General features: G+C 63.5%; 17 protein-coding genes and 2 pseudogenes. 11 read left to right on the forward strand and 8 right to left on the reverse strand.

Translation table 11 applies throughout. The features are described from left to right. Positions 1 to 518 (reverse strand): DUF3683 domain-containing protein (locus AB1286_RS20505; RefSeq protein WP_430365151.1); only part of this gene is annotated, 518 nt, incomplete at its 3' end. Between the two features lie 502 nt (positions 519 to 1,020). Here AB1286_RS20505 and ilvA point away from each other — a divergent pair. Next, positions 1,021 to 2,547, forward strand: coding sequence for a threonine ammonia-lyase, biosynthetic (gene ilvA / locus AB1286_RS20510; protein ID WP_430362991.1), 1,527 nt, complete (start codon positions 1,021 to 1,023; stop codon positions 2,545 to 2,547). A gap of 26 nt (positions 2,548 to 2,573) precedes the next feature. Then, positions 2,574 to 3,398 (forward strand): NADPH-dependent 7-cyano-7-deazaguanine reductase QueF, encoded by an 825-nt coding sequence (queF, locus tag AB1286_RS20515; RefSeq protein ID WP_430362992.1) that lies wholly within the window; start codon positions 2,574 to 2,576, stop codon positions 3,396 to 3,398. A gap of 101 nt (positions 3,399 to 3,499) precedes the next feature. Here the strand turns inward: queF and AB1286_RS20520 are convergent. Further along, a pseudogene (locus AB1286_RS20520) lies at positions 3,500 to 4,997 on the reverse strand (N-acyl-D-amino-acid deacylase family protein). 154 nt (positions 4,998 to 5,151) lie between these two features. Here AB1286_RS20520 and AB1286_RS20525 point away from each other — a divergent pair. Continuing rightward, positions 5,152 to 6,435: an amino acid deaminase gene (locus AB1286_RS20525; RefSeq protein WP_430362994.1), complete on the forward strand. Its 1,284-nt coding sequence runs from the start codon at positions 5,152 to 5,154 to the stop codon at positions 6,433 to 6,435. A gap of 16 nt (positions 6,436 to 6,451) precedes the next feature. Here the strand turns inward: AB1286_RS20525 and AB1286_RS20530 are convergent, their stop codons facing one another. Beyond that, a complete protein-coding gene (locus tag AB1286_RS20530) occupies positions 6,452 to 6,952 on the reverse strand; it encodes a MarR family winged helix-turn-helix transcriptional regulator (protein WP_430362995.1) in 501 nt (166 codons plus the stop codon). Between the two features lie 27 nt (positions 6,953 to 6,979). Then, positions 6,980 to 8,576, reverse strand: a pseudogene (locus AB1286_RS20535) (MFS transporter). A gap of 135 nt (positions 8,577 to 8,711) precedes the next feature. On the opposite strand from AB1286_RS20535, the gene AB1286_RS20540 reads away from it, so the two are divergent. Continuing rightward, positions 8,712 to 9,593 (forward strand): EcsC family protein, encoded by an 882-nt coding sequence (locus AB1286_RS20540; protein ID WP_430362997.1) that lies wholly within the window; start codon positions 8,712 to 8,714, stop codon positions 9,591 to 9,593. Here the strand turns inward: AB1286_RS20540 and AB1286_RS20545 are convergent. From AB1286_RS20545 to AB1286_RS20560, 4 genes are all read right to left on the reverse strand, one after another. Next, the gene (locus AB1286_RS20545; protein WP_430362998.1) at positions 9,539 to 10,501 is read right to left on the reverse strand and encodes an alpha/beta hydrolase; all 963 of its coding nucleotides are present in this window, start codon (positions 10,499 to 10,501) and stop codon (positions 9,539 to 9,541) included. The genes AB1286_RS20540 and AB1286_RS20545 overlap by 55 nt on opposite strands. Before the next feature lie 153 nt (positions 10,502 to 10,654). Further along, positions 10,655 to 11,089 carry a CHRD domain-containing protein gene (locus AB1286_RS20550; protein ID WP_430362999.1) on the reverse strand — a complete coding sequence of 145 codons (435 nt, stop codon included), beginning with the start codon at positions 11,087 to 11,089 and terminating at the stop codon, positions 10,655 to 10,657. Between the two features lie 126 nt (positions 11,090 to 11,215). Next, positions 11,216 to 11,608, reverse strand: a complete 393-nt coding sequence (locus tag AB1286_RS20555; RefSeq protein ID WP_430363000.1) for a surface-adhesin E family protein — start codon at positions 11,606 to 11,608, stop codon at positions 11,216 to 11,218. Positions 11,609 to 11,827: 219 nt separating this feature from the next. Further along, positions 11,828 to 12,463 carry a lytic transglycosylase domain-containing protein gene (locus AB1286_RS20560; RefSeq protein WP_430363001.1) on the reverse strand — a complete coding sequence of 212 codons (636 nt, stop codon included), beginning with the start codon at positions 12,461 to 12,463 and terminating at the stop codon, positions 11,828 to 11,830. Positions 12,464 to 12,650: 187 nt separating this feature from the next. Here AB1286_RS20560 and AB1286_RS20565 point away from each other — a divergent pair, with 187 nt between their 5' ends. From AB1286_RS20565 to AB1286_RS20595, 7 genes are all read left to right on the forward strand, one after another. Next, positions 12,651 to 13,259, forward strand: a complete 609-nt coding sequence (locus AB1286_RS20565) for a phosphatase PAP2 family protein (RefSeq protein WP_430363002.1) — start codon at positions 12,651 to 12,653, stop codon at positions 13,257 to 13,259. Between the two features lie 463 nt (positions 13,260 to 13,722). Beyond that, entirely contained in the window at positions 13,723 to 14,055 is a 333-nt protein-coding gene (locus AB1286_RS20570; protein WP_430365152.1) for a hypothetical protein, read from the forward strand. Next, the gene (locus AB1286_RS20575) at positions 14,052 to 14,669 is read left to right on the forward strand and encodes an ATP-grasp fold amidoligase family protein (RefSeq protein ID WP_430365153.1); all 618 of its coding nucleotides are present in this window, start codon (positions 14,052 to 14,054) and stop codon (positions 14,667 to 14,669) included. Before AB1286_RS20570 ends, AB1286_RS20575 begins: the two co-directional genes overlap by 4 nt. Before the next feature lie 172 nt (positions 14,670 to 14,841). Continuing rightward, positions 14,842 to 15,612, forward strand: a complete 771-nt coding sequence (locus AB1286_RS20580) for a DUF6875 domain-containing protein (protein ID WP_430365154.1) — start codon at positions 14,842 to 14,844, stop codon at positions 15,610 to 15,612. Then, positions 15,572 to 16,321, forward strand: a complete 750-nt coding sequence (locus AB1286_RS20585) for a methyltransferase (protein WP_430365155.1) — start codon at positions 15,572 to 15,574, stop codon at positions 16,319 to 16,321. The genes AB1286_RS20580 and AB1286_RS20585 overlap by 41 nt, the downstream gene beginning before the upstream one ends. An 88-nt stretch (positions 16,322 to 16,409) precedes the next feature. Next, complete coding sequence (locus AB1286_RS20590; protein WP_430365156.1) at positions 16,410 to 16,601, forward strand: hypothetical protein; 192 nt, start codon at positions 16,410 to 16,412, stop codon at positions 16,599 to 16,601. Between the two features lie 326 nt (positions 16,602 to 16,927). Next, the coding region (locus AB1286_RS20595; RefSeq protein ID WP_430365157.1) for a hypothetical protein at positions 16,928 to 17,400 on the forward strand (473 nt) is incomplete at its 3' end.

Here is a 17,400-nt window from a genome sequence, read left to right on the forward strand (position 1 = left end):
ATGTTGTCTTTTTGCGTGCAACGGCCAAGCACTTTGGTGGCGCGGCGGCGCAGTTCGGCCATCGTCGCGAATTCGGCGGCGAACGCCTCGACGGCGCCGCGTGCGCTCGCGACCAGCATTTCGACGCGCGACGCGCGTTCGCGCCCCGCTTCGTCGCCGTGCTCGACCATGTCGGCGCGGCGGCGCTTCTCGATTTCGTTCAGCCGGTGGTTCAACGCCTCGATCAGCAACGCGCGGCGCTTCGGATTGTCGAGCAGGTCGTCTTGCAGATACGGATTGCGGCGCACGACCCAGATGTCGCCGAGCACTTCGTACAGCATCCGGGCCGAGCGGCCGGTGCGGCGCTCGGCGCGCAGCTCGTCGAGCGCGCGCCATGCTTCGTCGCCCAGCAGGCGAATGACGATTTCCCGATCGGAAAACGACGTGTAGTTGTACGGAATCTCGCGCAAGCGCGGTTCGGGTTCGGCGGCGACGGCAGCCGCGGCGCCGTGCGGATCGAAGACTTGAGGTGCGTTCATGGTCGGACGGATCGATAGGCCGGCCAAGGCGTCCATCGACGTTCAAGGCCGGCAATGCGCGTCACGCGCAATGATTTCTGGAAACTGGGCGTCGGCAGCGAGGGCTCGCCGCGCGGGTAGGCGGCAGCGCAGCCTGCTCGCATCAGAAGGTCGCTAGCCGCACGATCGTGCGTGACGGGCGTGCCGCTGCGCCGCGGGACGCGCTTCCCGCGGGGCTGGGGTGAGAGGGGCCGTCCGTGGCTGCCAGCGCATTATCCGGTCCTGGTTTTAAAACAGAATTCTACCGCATCGCACGAAGACGCGTTGACGCGCGATTGAACTCGCCGCAACGGCCGAATCCGCGCCCCAACCCGCCGGCCGACCGTCCATCCGGTCAATTTTCGGGCGGCTTTCTATGCCTTGCGGTTATCCATTCGGCAGGAGAAAACCGCCGTCCGTTGGCGCTATCATTGACCCTTTCGCATCCCGCACGCCACGCGCGCCCGTTAAGCGCCTCACGCCCATGTCCTCGTCTCACGATTACCTGAAGAAAATCCTGACCGCCCGCGTCTACGACGTCGCTCGCGAGACGGAACTCGAACCGGCGCGCAATCTCTCCGCCCGGCTGTCCAATCGCGTCTATTTGAAGCGCGAGGACAATCAGCCCGTCTTTTCCTTCAAGCTGCGCGGCGCCTACAACAAAATGGTGCACATCGACGCCGATGCGCGCGCCCGGGGCGTCATCACGGCCTCGGCCGGCAACCACGCGCAGGGCGTGGCGTTTTCGGCCGCGCGGCTCGCCGTCAAGGCCGTCATCGTCGTGCCCGTCACGACGCCGCAAGTGAAGGTCGACGCGGTACGCGCGCACGGCGGCCCCACCGTCGAGGTCGTCCAGTTCGGCGAATCGTATAGCGACGCTTATGCGCATGCGATCGAGCTGCAAAAGGCGCGAGGCCTGACCTTCGTGCATCCGTTCGACGATCCCTATGTGATCGCCGGGCAAGGCACCGTCGCGATGGAAATCCTGAGCCAGCATCAGGCGCCCATTCATGCGATCTTCGTCCCCATCGGCGGCGGCGGACTGGCCGCCGGCATCGGCGCCTACGTGAAAGCGGTGCGTCCGGACATCAAAGTCATCGGCGTACAAACGGAAGACTCGTGCGCCATGGCGCGCTCCATCCGGGCCGGCGAGCGCGTCACCTTGCCCGAAGTCGGTCTCTTTTCCGACGGCACCGCGGTCAAACTCGTGGGCGAGGAAACGTTCCGCCTGTGCCGCCAGTATTTGGACGATGTCCTCACCGTCAACACGGATGCACTGTGTGCCGCGATCAAGGATGTCTTCCAAGACACGCGTAGCTTGCTCGAACCCGCAGGCGCGCTGTCGGTGGCGGGCGCCAAGCAGTATGCCGAACGCACGGGCGTGACGGGCGAAACGCTGGTCGCCGTCACCTCCGGCGCGAACATGAATTTCGACCGGATGCGCTTCGTCGCGGAACGAGCCGAGGTGGGCGAAGCGCGCGAAGCCGTCTTCGCGGTGACGATTCCCGAAGAGCGCGGCAGTTTCAAGCGCTTTTGCGAACTCGTGGGCGAGCGCAACGTTACCGAGTTCAACTACCGTATCGCCGACGCGAGCGCGGCGCACATCTTCGTCGGCGTGCAAATCAAGAGCCGAGGCGAATCGGCGGAGATCGCCGGCACGTTCGAGCAGCATGGCTTTCCCACCGTGGATCTGACGGGCGACGAACTGTCCAAGCAGCACATTCGCTATATGGTCGGGGGCCACTCTCCGCTCGCGCGCGACGAGCGCCTGTTCCGGTTCGAGTTTCCCGAACGGCCCGGTGCGCTCATGAAATTCCTTTCGTCGATGGCGCCCGATTGGAACATCAGCCTGTTTCACTATCGAAACCAAGGCGCGGATTACAGCTCGATCCTCGTCGGCATCCAGGTACCGCTGGCGGACAACGAAGCGTTCGCGCGATTCCTATCGACGCTCGGCTATCCGCATTGGGACGAGAGCGGCAACCCCGTCTATCGGCTCTTTCTTGCGTGAGACGCCTCCATTCTCGACCGGACACCATGACTCCCGAACATTCGCCGCTCGGCAAAAGCACGAGCTATACCGAACAGTACGATCCGACGCTGCTCTTTCCCATCGCACGCAGCCAAGCGCGCGAAGCGATCGGCATCGCGCAGACGCTGCCGTTTTTCGGCACCGATATTTGGAACGCCTACGAGCTGTCCTGGCTCAATATGCGCGGCAAGCCGCAGATCGCCATCGCCACGTTTTTCGTGCCGGCCGAGTCGGCGAACATCGTCGAGTCGAAATCGTTCAAGCTTTATCTGGGCTCGTTTGCGCAGACGCGCGTCGAATCCGTCGACGCGCTGCGCGAGATGCTTAAGCGCGACGTCTCGGCCGCATGCGGCGCGAGCGTCTCGGTGCGTCTCGCGACGCCCGCGGAATTTAGCAAGCTCGAGTTCGAAGAATTCGACGGACTTTCGCTCGATCGCCTCGATCTCGATGCCGACGTCTACCAACCGGATCCGACGCTGCTGACCGCCGCTCACGGCGAAGCGCCCGTGGAAGAAACGCTTTATTCCAACTTGCTGAAATCGAACTGCCCGGTAACGGGCCAACCCGATTGGGGCAGCGTGCAGATCCACTACGTGGGACCGCAGATCGACCATGCGGGGCTGCTGCGCTACATCATTTCCTATCGCTCGCACACGGGTTTTCACGAGCAATGCGTCGAGCGCATCTTCATCGACGTTCTGCGCGAGTGCCGCCCGGTGAAGCTCGCCGTCTATGCGCGCTATACGCGTCGCGGCGGGCTCGACATCAATCCGTTTCGCACCAACTACAACCTGCCGATGCCCGATAACGCGCGCACGGCGCGGCAATAAAGGCCTGCGCAAGCGCCAAAATCCGATGAAGCCGGTACGGCGGGGCCCTGGGCAACCCTAGCTCCCGCCGGAAACCTGAGCGCCGCCTCGCTTCGATCGGCTCAGAACGCCTCGCTCGCGGACGCGCCTCGATCGTCGCCGGCCGCCCTCGCGCCGCGCGGCACGAAGCGTCCCGCGCGCGCGCCCGACGGCGCGCGATCGCGGTACGACAACGCGCCGTTGACCCACACGGCGTCGATACCGTCGGCGACCTGACGCGGATTGTCGAACGTGGCCGCATCGCGCACCGTCGCGGGGTCGAACAACACGAGATCGGCGTGATAGCCGACGTGAATCTCGCCGCGCCGCTCGAGCCCGAAGCGCCGCGCGGACAACCCCGTCATCTTGCGCACCGCCTCCTCGAGCGGCATCAACCGCACGTCGCGCGCGTAGTGGCCAAGCACGCGCGGGAACGTGCCCCAAAGCCGCGGGTGCGGCAGCGGATCGTTCGGCAACCCGTCCGAACCCACCATCGACGCCGGGTGGGCCAGGATCCGCCGCACGTCGTCTTCGGACATGTTGTGGTACACCGCGCCCGCCGGCTGCAAGCGCGCCGCCGCTTCGTGCTGCGTCACGCCCCACTCGCTCGCAATGGCCGCCAACCGCTTGCCCGACGCCTCGGGATGCGGTTTGGACCAGGTCACGGTGATCTCGATGTCGCCCGTGACCTGCTTGAGATCCAGCGTGGTGGAACTGCGGTCGTACGGATAGCAGTCGCAGCCCACGTGCTGTGTCGCTCGCGCGCGTTCGAGCGACGCGAGCACTTCGACGCTGCGCCCCCAGTTGCGCGGCCCGGCGCATTTCAGATGCGAGACGACCACCGGCACGTGTGCGTGCCGGCCGATGCGGCATGCTTCGTCGAACGCGTCGAGAATCGCGTCGAACTCGCTGCGCATGTGGGTCGCGTAAAGCGCGCCCGCCTGCGCGAGCGGCGCCGCGAGCGCCATCACCTCTTCGGTCGGCGCGTGAAATGCCGACGCATACGCCAGACCGGAGGCTCAAGCCGAGCGCACCGTGCTCGAGCGCGTCGACGAGCTGTGCGCGCATCGCGTCGATCTCGGCCGCCGTCGCCCCCCGGTCAAGCCGGTCCATATGATTGCTGCGCAACGCCGTATGGCCGACGAGCGCCGCGACGTTGACGGCCGGGCGCGCGGCATTGACCGCATCGACGTACGCGCCGAAGGTGGGAAAGCAAAACGATTCGCGCTCGCCGAGCAGGTTCATCGGATCGGGCGGATCGCCGCGCAGCGTAACGGGCGATGCACTGATACCGCAGTTGCCGACGATAACGGTGGTCACGCCTTGCGAGAGCTTGGGCAGCATCTGCGGCTCGCGGATGACATGGGTGTCGTCGTGCGTGTGGACGTCGATGAAACCGGGCGCCAGCGCGCGGCCGTCCGCCTCGACGATCTCTTCGGCAATCCAATTCGAGAGGTTGCCGACGGCTGCGATCTTCTCGCCGCGAATTGCGACGTCGCGCACGACGGGCGGCTTGCCTGTCCCGTCGTAGAGCGTGGCACCGTAGATCAACGTATCGGCGGCTTCCGGATGAGAATGCATGGTTCGTCTCCGTGTGCGAGGCGCGTTAGGGCGGTGTGCCGCGGCGGGATGCGGCGGCACCGGCTTGCCGAGAATCGTACTCGCAGTTTCTGTACTATGGGAGTCCGAACGCCGGCAGGGACGCCGTCGCACGATTACACCAGGGACGACTCCGATGACATTGACGATGACGAGCTATACGGCCGCCTGCATCGACCCGCTCGGCAAGGGCTTAGGCATGGTGCCGAGCACGAGTGTGCCGCTCGACTCGGCGAAGAACCTCGAATGGAATCTGCTCGACGAAAACGTGAGCTTGCCGGCCGCTGTCCTCTACGCGGACCGGATTGAGCACAACTTGAAATGGATGCAAGACTTCATCGCCGAATACGGGCTGAAGTTCGCGCCGCACGGCAAAACGACGATGGCGCCGCAATTGTTTCGCCGGCAGCTCGACACGGGCGCTTGGGGGATTACGCTCGCCACGGCCCATCAAACGCGCGCGGCCTACCATGGCGGCGTCGAGCGCGTGTTGATGGCCAACCAGCTCGTCGGCAAGCAGAACATGGCGATGATCGCCGAGCTTTTGTCCGATCCTGACTTCGACTTCTTTTGCCTCGTGGACTCGCCGGATGGAGTCGATCAGCTCGGCACCTTCTTCAAGGCTGCCGGCCGCCGGTTGCAAGTGTTGATCGAACTGGGGGTGCAAGGCGGACGAACGGGCGTACGCGACGATGCCCAGCTCGAAGGCGTACTCGCCGCGATCGCTCGTCACGAAGGCACGCTGGTGCTCGCCGGCATCGAACTGTACGAGGGCGTGCTGGCCGACGAGCAAGCCGTGCGCGCGTTCTTGCGGCGGGCGGTCGATACCACGCGTACGCTCGCGCAGGCAGGCCGCTTCGAGCGCAGCCCAGCGATCCTGTCGGGCGCGGGTTCGGCCTGGTACGACATCGTCGCGGAGGAATTTGCCGCGCAATCGAAGGCGGGCGCGATCGACGTGGTGCTGCGCCCCGGCTGCTATCTGACGCACGACGTCGGCATCTATAAGAAGGCACAAACCGAGATCCTCGCGCGCAATCCGATCGCGAAGAAAATGGGCGAAGCCTTACTGCCGGCGTTGCAGCTCTGGGCGTACGTGCAGTCGATTCCGGAGGCGGACCGGGCGATCGTCGGTTTCGGCAAGCGTGACGCGGCCTTCGATGCGGGCATGCCCGTCCCGGCGCGCCACTATCGGCCCGGCGCCGACGCACCGCGCGAGATCGCACAGAGCGAGGGCTGGGAAGTCACGGGGATGATGGATCAGCATGCCTATCTGCGCATCGTTCCGGGCGCCGATCTGAAAGTGGGCGATATGCTCGCCTTCGATATTTCGCACCCGTGTCTAACGTTCGACAAGTGGCGGCAGTTGCTCGTCGTCGACGAGCGCTACCGCGTGACCGAGGTGATCGAAACGTTTTTCTGAGATGCCGGCTGGCGCGTCACCGGCGACGGTCGCCCGGCGCAAGCTGGCCGCCCTCGCCGCTCGAGTTCGTCGTATCGCCGGTAAGCGGCGGCGAGTCGGCCACTTCGCCGATCCTCGCCTCGAGCTTCGCCAACGCGTCCGATAACGCCGACAACGCATCGTCCGGCAGCGCCCCCATCGTTTCGAGCAAGAACGCGTTGCGCTGCGGCAAGCTCGCATCGACGGCGTGGCGCCCTTCGTTCGTCAACCGGACATTCGTGATGCGGTTGTCGCGCGCGTCGACGCTGCGCTCGATCCAACCGAGCGCTTCGAGCGATTTCAACTGACGCGTCAGCGCGCCCGGATCGATCCGCAGCCGTTCGACGAGCCGCTTTTGCGACCACTCGCCGTCGGGGTCTGTAAGCGCGAGCAAGATGCGCCAGCGGGGCATCGCATGCCCCACTTGCGCTTCGAACGCCGACATGAACGAGCGATAGGTTCGGCCGAACTGCTGAACGATCGCGATGTAGTCTTCCATGGTGCAACCCTTATTCCTTTGTCGGCGCTATTCTGCCGCAGGTACGGGCTCGCCACGACGGGTGATGCTCACGTGCGGTACGCTCGCGCACCGCCAGAGCGCGACGAGCGCGACGACGGCCGCCACGGCGAGACCCGCGTGAATCGCGGTAACGAGCGACACGCGTGCTTGTTCGAGCAACGCGGCGCCGTCATGGCCCGCATGCGCGAGCGATTCGAGCAGCGTACGTTGAGCGTTTTGATTGACGAGGATTTGCGGATCGCGCATGGTGGACCACCATTGCATGGCGTTCGCATCGGTCAGCGCATCGCGCACAGCCGCGAGCGTAAAGATGGGTGATCAGCGTGCCCGTCACGGCCGCCCCGAACATGCCCCCGATCATGCGCAGCGATTGCAGCAAAGCAGTGGCGATCCCTAAGTGCTCGCGTCCGGCCGTTTCCTGGGCGAACACCGTGAGGTTCGGCAGCACGAAGCCGAGACCCACCCCGGCCAGCATCATGAGCCCCATGAGCAGCGGGTGCGGCATCGAACGCGTGGCCGCCGCCGTACCGATGCAGGCACACGCCAACAGCGCGCAGCCGACGTAGAGCATCGCGTTGGGCCGGCGGATGCGCGTTACGATACGGCCGTTGAGAATACTGCCGATCGTGATGAATACGACGAGCGGCGTGATCAGCAGGCCCGCATCCTTGGGCGAGAGTCCGAAGCCGCCTTGCAGCAGTAGCGGCGCGTAAAAAATCAACGAAAACATCGAGTATCCGCCGAGCACCGACAACGTGAACAGCGCGGCGAGACTGCGATTGGCGAACATATCGAGCGGCAGAATCGGCTGGGCAGCGCGCTGCTCCCATTTCCACAGCGCCACGGCCGAGACGGCGGCTGCCACGCCCAGTGCCCCGACGCCGCGCGATAAGCCATGCTGAGACAGCGATTCGACCAGCAATTGCAGGGAACCGAGCGCGAGCGCGATCAACAACGAACCGGGCCAGTCGAGCCGAATCTTGCCGCCAGCCTTCAGATGCCGGACATGCGGCAGATAGCGCCAAACGAAAACGAGCGAAAGCAAGCCGACGGGAAGATTGACGTAAAAGGCGGAGCGCCAGCCGTAGTACTGCGTCAGAAACCCGCCGAGCGACGGCCCGATCGCATTCGCGATCCCGAATGCCGAGCTCATGAGGACCTGCCAACGCAGGCGCACCACCGAGTCGGGAAACAGATCGGGGATGCAGGCGAATGCCGTGCCGACGAGCATGCCGCCGCCGATGCCCTGTAACGCGCGCGCGATCACGAGAAACAGCATGCTATTGGCCGCGCCGCACAGCACGGATGCTCCCGTGAAGACAACGATGGAGGCGATCACGAACGGCTTGCGCCCGAAATAGTCGCCCAGTCGCCCGAAAATCGGCACAGTGATGACGGACGTCAGTAAGTAGGACGTCGCCACCCAGGCATAGAGCTCGAAACCGCGCAACTCGGCGACAATCGTCGGCAACGCGGTACCGACGACGGTCTGATCGAATGCGACCAGCATGGTGACGAAGGAGATGCCGAGCATGGCGAGAAGCGACTCACGGAACGGCAGCAGCTGCCCGCGCGAGTGATGAGCGGCGGTGTGAACGGCCATTTTTTGAGGAAGCAATCGTTGATGCGTCAAAGAATGCCGAATGATAGCATGGCCGCATAGAATTTGCTGGGGAGCGGCAGGCCGCGCTATCGCCGATTCGTGCGCTTCTCCCCTCTTTTTCCCTCAATTTGCCACATGGAACCGATCCCTATCTTAGGGCCGCAACTCACCGTCGACGATCTCGCCGCCTTGGCCGAGGCTAAACGGGCGCTTGAAAGACAGCCGCTGGCGATGAAGCTGGCGGGTGCGGTTGGCATGCCGATCGAGCGTTTGCTCGCGCGATTGCCGGCTTATGCGCACGAAACGATCGCCGATGCCACGCGCCGCGCGCTCGACGCCAGCTTACGCACGGCGCTCGCAACGCTCGGCAAGCCGGAGCCGGCGCTCGAGGACGGCACCGCCCGGCCGCGCACAGCGGCAAGCGGCAAGCCGCGCGATTGGCTTCACAAAGTGGCTGTCGCGACGACAGGCGCCGCGGGCGGCGCATTCGGCCTTGTCGCGCTGCCGGCCGAATTGCCTCTCACGACCACGCTGATGTTCCGGTCCATCTGCGCTATTGCGCGCAGCGAAGGCGAAGATCTACGCGAGGCGCATGCGCGGCTGCAATGTCTCGCCGTATTCGGGATGGGGAGCAACGCTCAAGACGAGGAAGCCGACTTCGGCTACTTCATCGCCCGCGGCGCACTCGCGCAGGCGATCTCGAAGGCGTCATCGGAACTGGCCAGCAAGGGCGTCGCGGCACATGGCGCCCCCGCGCTCGTGCGGCTCATGAACGTGATCGCGGCCCGTTTTTCCGCTCAAGTCAGCGAACAGATCGCGGCCAAATCGATCCCCGCGATCGGTGCCGTGCTCGGCGCCGCCGTCAATACCGTCTTCATCGATCACTTCCAGCAGACGGCGCACGGACATTTCACCGTTCGCCGCCTCGAGCGGCGCTACGGCACCCCAGCCGTACAGGCGGCCTATCGCGCGATCGAATCGACGGCGGCAGCGCCGGCTACGCGCTCGCGCGCGTGAGTTCGCACGAACAGCGTCGCCCGCTCGAGGGCTTGCTTCGCCTCGGGTACGAAAGGCGTCCACAAGTGCCATACGTGCGGCATTTTCGGCCAGATCTCGCATTGCACCGAGACCCCCGCCGAACGTGCGCGCTCCGCCACGCGTCGCGTGTCGTCGAGCAGCACTTCGGTGCTGCTCGCCTGAATCATCAGCGGCGGCAGGCCCGATAGATCGGCGTACACCGGAGAAAGATAGGGATGCGTCGGATCGGCGTCGCCGACATAAAACTTCGCAGCCCGCCCGATGGCGGCTCCGCAAAACATCGGGTCGATACCGTCGTTGGACTCGATCGTGCCGCCCGTGGCCGCGAGATCCGTCCACGGCGAGAAGAGGACCCCGGCCGCCGGCAACGGATCGCCGGCATCGCGTAGCGCGACGAGCGTCGCCAACGCAAGGCCGCCGCCTGCCGAATCGCCGGCAATGACGATCGAATCGGCAGGGACGTCTCGGGCAAGCAGTCGTCGATAGGCGGCGAGCGCGTCGTCGAGCGCGGCCGGAAACGGATGCTCGGGCGCGAGCCGGTAGTCCAGGGAGAATGTGCGGGCACCCGAACGCGACGCGAGCGCGAAGACGAGCGGACGGTGCGATGCCGGCGAACAAAAATAATAGCCGCCGCCATGGCAATACAGAATCGTGCGCACCGGCGAGCGCCGGGCGAGATCGGCTGGACGCTCCAACCATTCGCCGCGCAGCGGCGCATCGGACGGCGACATCTGCTCGGTCAACCGCCAACCGGCCGGCACCTTCGGCCGCCGAATCCGCGCGCTCGCGTGAAGACGCGCCCGCTCGACGCTCACATGCGGCTTGAGCGTTTCAGGGCGAAATTGTTTCTTGAGCAACCAACAGGCGACGGCGCTTTGCCAGCTCATCGCTATCCACTCCGCGCTTAACTTGATTCTCGACGCTAACCGCCATGGTACGTGGACAAACGCGAAAGCGCTGCGGCGCCGGCGCAGACTGTGCGCGGGAACGCACTTCCCGCGCAACGAGCGGCCCGGCATTGCTCGAGCGCGATGAATCCCTTAGTTGGCCGGAACGACCTGCCCGCGGATTTCGCCGCTCGGGTTGGCCGCAGTATGCACATTGAAGTACCACTTGCCGTTCATCAAGTCGTCGGCTTGCGCGTCGGTGAGCGTCTTCTCGCCTGCGATCGGGCTCGCGAGCTTATCCTTGGGAATACCGACCTGAACGCCGGCATTTTGACCGACGGGCGCGGGACCGTGGAAATGCGCCATCGTCGCGGGCCCGGTTAGCCCTTCGTACGTAACCTGCCATTTGAGGTCTTTCGAAGCCGTATCGAAGGTCGCCTGCAATGCGCCATGACCCTTGGACGTCTTGGGCGGCACCTCGCTGGACGGCTCGAGATTGGCCTTCAGCGAAACGGTGTCGGCGAACGCGGCGCCCGTTGCGACCGCCCACAACAAAACGGCCAGATTCAGCTTTCGCATTACATGCATCTTGCTCTCCTGTTTGTTGAGGCCGCCTGTGCGAACACGCTCCGCACCCCAGTTGCGGCGGCTCCACATACTAGAACAAGTTGAAGAACATCGTGCGACAGCAGCGCAAGCGAGACGAACGCAGCGTCAGCAGACCTTGCGAAACATCGTGTCCACGACGGTGCCCGGGCTCACCGCCACCCAAGCCGAATCGCCCGAGCGCAGCGCGCCGGCCGGCGAGCCGTCCGCGCCCAGATAGTGCGTATCGAGCGCGCGCCACTGCTTACCGGCGCAGTCGATTTGATACCGCGTGACGGAAACCGCAACCGGCGCACTCGCCCCGGGCATCATCGAAGACGACTTCCACGTGGTCTTCGCGGTGTATTCGATATAACCGTCTGAATCGGTTGCAATGCTGTCGGTATCGACTGCGTAGGCTAGATCGCTGGCGCTTTTCAAAGGCGTCCATTGCGTGGCATCGGCGTACGCCACGGAACCTAGTGCAACAGTGAAGACGATCAAAGGGCGGAGCCAATTCATGTTTTGTTTCCTAACGTTCGGAATGGCCCGGCTTTGCGAAATCGCTAATTATTTTGGTGTCCTGCATATTTTTTTGCACGATGGCTCAGATTCTAGCAGAGCATAGTGTGAAAGCCTCCCGAAAATCTCGTGTATTGGTCCGCCCTGGCGCAAAGTGCAGGGGTGTGCTAACCACCTTGCGAGGATGCGTGCGCCGAATGCGAACGCGGCATGCGCCCGTTACCGCGCCGCCGACGCGGCGGTCGCGTCGCTCGCCGAGTCGACGACTTCGAAGTCTTTCGCGCGTAGGCTGACTTTGCGTGCATAGGCGGTGGAACCGCCATAGCTCTTGAGGGCGGCGCCCACATCGCCGCGAGCCGATTCCAAGTAGCCGTGCAAGATGGCCGAGCCCGCCTCGATGTTGGTGGCCGGTTCGGTCAGGTCGAGGTTTTTGACGAGCCTCTTATGCGCTGCCGGGACGACCTGCATGAGTCCCGTCGCGCCGTGCCTGCCGCGCGCATGGTCTTGGAAACGCGACTCGATCGAGATGATCGCGAGCACCAGCGCGGGCGGTAGCGAGTACTTCGATGCCGAGGTCATCACCGCCGAGGAGATCTGTTCCGCTTTGGCACGCGCGAGTCCGAACTTTTGCGTGAGCATCTCGCGGATGCGGTGGACTTGCCCGGACCCCGTTCCCGTTGCCGTCACCGCAGCGCCATCCGACGCGGCTACGGCCCCCGACGCTTCGCTCGGCGCACTGGCGCTCACACCGGCCGATGCGGCCAGCACGCGCGATGCTTCGGACTCCTGCGCAAATGCGGACGCGGACGCAGCCAGACCGAACGAGAGTAGCAACGCGAAAAAGAGTCGTGTCATCAGGCACTTAAGAGAAAAGGGGTGCGCCGCATTATAGCGGCTCATTCCGGGACTTTCAGGGGCTCGATTGAATTCATCAGTCGATTAAAAGGGCCGTGTCGAGGTACCCGATCGCCGCCCGCGCCGGTTAAGGCCGCGTTAAGCAACCGCAGCGGACAATCGGCCTGGCTCTCACGACGACGTCCCCATGGCACTAAACGAACTCGAAGCGCTGAACCGCGCGCTGTTTTTGGCGATCGATGCAACGCCGTCCACACCGGCCTTAGGCATCGCCGTTGCCGCCTTCGTCGCCAACGGCCTGATTTGGTCCATCCCGCTTCTTTTGATCGGCCTTTGGCTGTCGGCCGACACACATCGTCGCGAAACGGCGCTGCGAGGATGCGCCGTCGCACTAGTTGCGCTCGGCGCGAATCAGTTGATCGGCCTAGCTTGGTCGCACCCGAGGCCCTTCATGATCGGTCTCGGACATACGTTTCTCGCGCACGCACCCGACTCTTCGTTTCCGAGCGATCACGCGACGGTCTTCGCCGCGCTTTGCGTGACCCTCTTCGCGCAGCGGATGACACGTCTAGGTCTCGCGACGTTCGCAAGCGGCTTGGCTGTGGCGTGGGCTCGCATTTTTCTCGGGGTCCATTTCCCGCTCGATATGATCGGCGCCGCAGGCGTAGCCGTTGCGGTACACATCGCACTAACCCCGGCATGGAGGCACGCCGGGCCGCGGTTGACCCAATGGGCTGTCGCTATCCATCGGCGCGTGTTTGCCGCGCCCATTCGGCTGGGCTGGCTGCGGCCATAATCGAGCGCGCCGCCGTCTGCATGTTTCTTGCAACGCAAGCTTGAAGTTGGCTTTTAGAGCCGCTTTCGCGTCCTTTTAAACCCGGCGTATTCCGCCACCGTTAATGAGTAAAAAGCCTAACCAAATACCCAATTCTGTAAGCAGAGATTTCGAAACAACAGCACCGAGAATAACCACGGCATAAAGCGCCAAACCTTCCCGACTTCCGGCTCGTCGCATTGCTCCCCCTCATGGGGGATGGTTCCATCACGTCTACAGATCACTGACCTAAACACGCGCATCGAAGACGCGGGGATGGACCATGCCTAAAGTAGCGGAACCCGACCAGCAGTTGAGCCGGCCGCTCGCGCCAGCCGGCTGCGACGGGGCAGCGCTCTCGCTGCCTAGGCCCGTTTTATCGGGGCCGAACAATGTGTGCACCGGAGTGACTAGCCCGGCGATCGTCACCAAGCGAAACGACACCATGCGAAGTACTACGGCTTGGCTCAATAAGGGCTTACGCGGCGCATGGCGCGCGGCTAAATATTTGATACCCGACGAGTTGTTTCTGCGGCTCTCGCATCGGCGTCATGTCGGGCGTTTTCCGAGCCTGGGCGCGCCGAGGACATTTAACGAATTCATCCTACAACGCTGCCTGCACCCCGAGCCGCTGTGGAGCGTGCTCGCCGATAAACTCGCCGTGCGCGAGTTCGTCAAAGCGCGCATCGGAGAGGAGCATCTGATTCCGCTCATCGCCGTGCCCGAGGTATTTACGGAGGAGGTCTTCGCTTCGCTCTGCCGAACGCGTTCGTCATGAAGACGAACCACGGCTGCGCCTTCGTCAAGATCGTCGAGGACAAGCGCCAAACGTCCTTCAAAGAATTGAACCGGCTCGCGCAAGCATGGCTCGCCCAGGACTTTTATCACTCCTCGCGCGAACGACACTACCGGCCGATCAAGCCGAGGCTCTACTTCGAGCAGTTGCTGGTGGACCGGGCCGGCAATATTCCCGCCGATCTAAAAATGAATATGTTCGGCCACGATCGAAACGGACCGATCATCTACGCGGGCATTGTCGCGGACCGGTTCGGCACGCCCCACGGGGATGTCTTCGACGTGAATTGGAATCACCTCGACCTCGCCGTGGGCCACTACCCGCGCAGCAAGATCCCGCCCCTCAAGCCGCCGCATTGGGACGAGATCGTACGTCTTGCGACGCGGCTGGTCGACGGACTCGGTTACGTACGCCTCGATCTTTATGTGCCCGACGGCAAGATTTATTTCGGAGAACTGACTTTTACGCCGGGGGCAGGCGTCTTTCCGTTCCACCCGGACCGCTACGACTACGAATGGGGGCAACTATTTCGAAACATGACCGAACAAGAACGGCCGATCGATAACGAGACATTCAAACAAGGCTCGCGGGTATGACCATGCAGACGACCGACACGAATACGAACACGACCAACGGCATGACCCTCACCACATCCTCGGATATCGCTCGCGCGCTTGCCGAAATCGAGCGAACGCTTACGCCTTCGACCGATATCGATGCGCTAACCGATACCCGCGTGCGCGAGACGTATGCGGCAGCCTCGCTTGGATGCAGCGCTTCATCATGCAGCCCCACTCCGATCTCGGGCGCAAGGGTGCCGTGTGTCCGTTTGCAAAGCCCTCGCATGAAGAGCGCGCGTTGCTGTTCAGCGCCTTCGATGCCGCGGACATGCCGTTCGATACGTACATCGGCGCCTTGATGCGGCTTCCGTACCTTTTCAATCGCGTGGCGGCGGAGCGGCCCGAGCCGTCCGAACTCCTTTCGCTTGCGGTGTATCCGCTCGGGTTGCAGGACGAGGAGCACTACAAGTTCATCGACTGCGCACACATGATCTTGAAGCCGTTCTACATGGAGTGCGGGTTGATGTTGGGCGAGTTCCATCCCACGAGCAGCGTACGAGGGGCGCATTCGGACTCGTTTCGACCCATGCGTGCCGACAAGCCGCTATTGGTGATACGCGCGATGGCACTGCACGACGCCCTGTTCATCGACGGCGCGTCGACGCCGATCGGCATGCGCGTACACGAGCTCGAATGCTATCTGCGCTGGAACGCCGAGCGCTTGTCCGCCACCGAAAAGGCGCGCGTAGCGATCGGCTCGCGCAACGCAAGGCACAGCTTGCCGCCGTCGACGCCATCGCCCAACCGGCGGGGCAGACAGCCAGTGTCTGAAACCGGAAATCCGCAAATGCAATACCGCTTGGCGCGATGCGCGCCGGCCGCAACGAGCGGCCAACGTATTCGTAGGTCAATCGATAACGGAAAGGGGAGTGTGTGCGATGGAAGAACTCGCGTGGGAAGAGTGGCAAACGCTTTGTGAGATGATGAACGGATACATCAAGACGCAAGTGCTATCCACCGCGTGCGATCTCGGCGTCTTCGACGTCATCGAGCGAGGCGCCACGATCGAATCGCTCGCAAAGCGGCTCGAGATCGACGAGCATGGCTGCCGGGTGCTGCTGTTGGGCCTCAAGCAGCTCAAACTTGTGAGCGTCAGCGAAACCGGTGCCATCACGAATGCGCCGCTCACGCGTCGCTGCCTGCTGCGCAACGCGGAGCAGTCGATGGTGCCTTTCGTCCACCTGAACGATAAGATCCAACACCGCGCGTGCTTACATTTCACGCGGGCGCTGCGCGAAGGCCGCAACGCGGGTTTAGATGAGTTTCCCGGCGATTCGGCGACGCTCTACGGCCGCATGGCCACCGATCCCGCGCTCGAGCGCCTTTTCCACGAGGGGATGGGCGCCTATACGCGACTGTCTCCGCGCATGATGAAGGTGAGCGAGTTCGCCGACGTCTCGATGCTGCTCGACCTCGGTGGCGGCGACGGTACGAACGCGATTCGACTGTGCGAGCGCTATCCGTCCTTGATGGTGACCCTCGTCGATCTGCCTTCCGTGATCGAGAAGGCCCGCGCCAATATCGAGGCGAACGGCCTCACCGATCGCGTGACCTGCGTGGCCGTGGATATGTTCTCCGATCCTTGGCCCGGCGGCTGCGACGGTGTCATTTTCTCGCACGTAGCTTGAAATCTTCTCGCCCGAGAAGATCCAGTTTCTTTACAAGAAGGCCCGCGCCTACCTCGAACGCGACGGACAGCTTTTCGTTTGGTCGTTGATGTGCGACGACGACGAAGCCGGCGGCTTGCAATCGGTGAAGTCCTCGCTCTACTTCGTCACCGTTGCAAGCGGCGAAGGCATGGCCTATCCCGTACGCGATCACATTCGTTGGCTGAACGACGCAGGCTTCAATACGGTAATGAAGTACGATGCGCGCGCGATCGATCATTGCGCGCTGGTCGCGCGATAAGGCCGCGGTCACGCTCCATCGAAACGAAGCGAGCGAGGCCGACCGCGCCTCGTTCGCCTAAGTCGAGCTGCCGGATAGCGGTATGCTCGAGTTCGCTTCGATTTTCCGCCGTTCCGCGCCCTCCCTCACCTTTCCTTGCGCCCTCCCCGCCGCAGCGGCGGACGAACGCCGGCTCGACGGTTCCTTGATGCGTTGAACGATCGTTCGACGCCAGCCCACTTATAATGCGTGCCGCGGGTTCCGCCACCGTCCAAGTCGCATATTTATAAAAAAGACGGGGCTCACGCCGTTCCGGCCCGCGAATAAAAAGTTACCTGAGAGCCACAATGACAAAGATTGACGTTTCCGCGAGGAGCGCCGGTTCCGCTTTATTGTTTTTGAGCTGCCTGGTCGCGACTGGTTCGGCGCAGGCCACAAAGCATAAGACGCTTCACGCCGACGCCGCCGTCGAATCGGCATCCTCAGTCTCCTTGCTGGTACCGGCCGACGCCAGCATCCCGAGCGACGTTTGGAACGATCCCCGTTGGCGGCAGGGTCCGCTGACCGCTCAGTTGGGCCATGTCGCCACGCTGATGGTGCCGGCGGGTTTTCGGTACCTGCCGCCGCTTCCGGCAAGACTTGACGACGATGCACCCGATGCCGGCGAGGCAAACGACGGATCGAGCGATCAATCGAACGACTCGCTGAGCGCCGTGATCGCCCCCGACGACGGCAGTTGGACTACGCGCATCGCGCTGGCATATACGGGGTACATCGATACCCGCGACATCGATTTGAATCCCGACGATCTGGCGCGAAC

The sequence above is a fragment of the Trinickia sp. NRRL B-1857 genome, assembly GCF_050470685.1.
In the GTDB taxonomy this organism is placed as follows: domain Bacteria; phylum Pseudomonadota; class Gammaproteobacteria; order Burkholderiales; family Burkholderiaceae; genus Trinickia.

What these genes read in the sequence shown, in the direction of transcription:
- AB1286_RS20580 (WP_430365154.1), top strand. Translation starts at nt 14,842, where the DNA reads ATGCAGCGCTTCATCATGCAGCCCCACTCCGATCTCGGGCGCAAGGGT.
- AB1286_RS20560 (WP_430363001.1), bottom strand. Translation starts at nt 12,463, where the DNA reads ATGACACGACTCTTTTTCGCGTTGCTACTCTCGTTCGGTCTGGCTGCG.
- AB1286_RS20540 (WP_430362997.1), top strand. Translation starts at nt 8,712, where the DNA reads ATGGAACCGATCCCTATCTTAGGGCCGCAACTCACCGTCGACGATCTC.
- AB1286_RS20555 (WP_430363000.1), bottom strand. Translation starts at nt 11,608, where the DNA reads ATGAATTGGCTCCGCCCTTTGATCGTCTTCACTGTTGCACTAGGTTCC.
- AB1286_RS20545 (WP_430362998.1), bottom strand. Translation starts at nt 10,501, where the DNA reads ATGAGCTGGCAAAGCGCCGTCGCCTGTTGGTTGCTCAAGAAACAATTT.
- AB1286_RS20585 (WP_430365155.1), top strand. Translation starts at nt 15,572, where the DNA reads ATGGAAGAACTCGCGTGGGAAGAGTGGCAAACGCTTTGTGAGATGATG.
- queF (WP_430362992.1), top strand. Translation starts at nt 2,574, where the DNA reads ATGACTCCCGAACATTCGCCGCTCGGCAAAAGCACGAGCTATACCGAA.
- AB1286_RS20565 (WP_430363002.1), top strand. Translation starts at nt 12,651, where the DNA reads ATGGCACTAAACGAACTCGAAGCGCTGAACCGCGCGCTGTTTTTGGCG.
- AB1286_RS20530 (WP_430362995.1), bottom strand. Translation starts at nt 6,952, where the DNA reads ATGGAAGACTACATCGCGATCGTTCAGCAGTTCGGCCGAACCTATCGC.
- ilvA (WP_430362991.1), top strand. Translation starts at nt 1,021, where the DNA reads ATGTCCTCGTCTCACGATTACCTGAAGAAAATCCTGACCGCCCGCGTC.
- AB1286_RS20570 (WP_430365152.1), top strand. Translation starts at nt 13,723, where the DNA reads ATGCGAAGTACTACGGCTTGGCTCAATAAGGGCTTACGCGGCGCATGG.
- AB1286_RS20550 (WP_430362999.1), bottom strand. Translation starts at nt 11,089, where the DNA reads ATGCATGTAATGCGAAAGCTGAATCTGGCCGTTTTGTTGTGGGCGGTC.
- AB1286_RS20590 (WP_430365156.1), top strand. Translation starts at nt 16,410, where the DNA reads ATGTGCGACGACGACGAAGCCGGCGGCTTGCAATCGGTGAAGTCCTCG.
- AB1286_RS20575 (WP_430365153.1), top strand. Translation starts at nt 14,052, where the DNA reads ATGAAGACGAACCACGGCTGCGCCTTCGTCAAGATCGTCGAGGACAAG.
- AB1286_RS20525 (WP_430362994.1), top strand. Translation starts at nt 5,152, where the DNA reads ATGACATTGACGATGACGAGCTATACGGCCGCCTGCATCGACCCGCTC.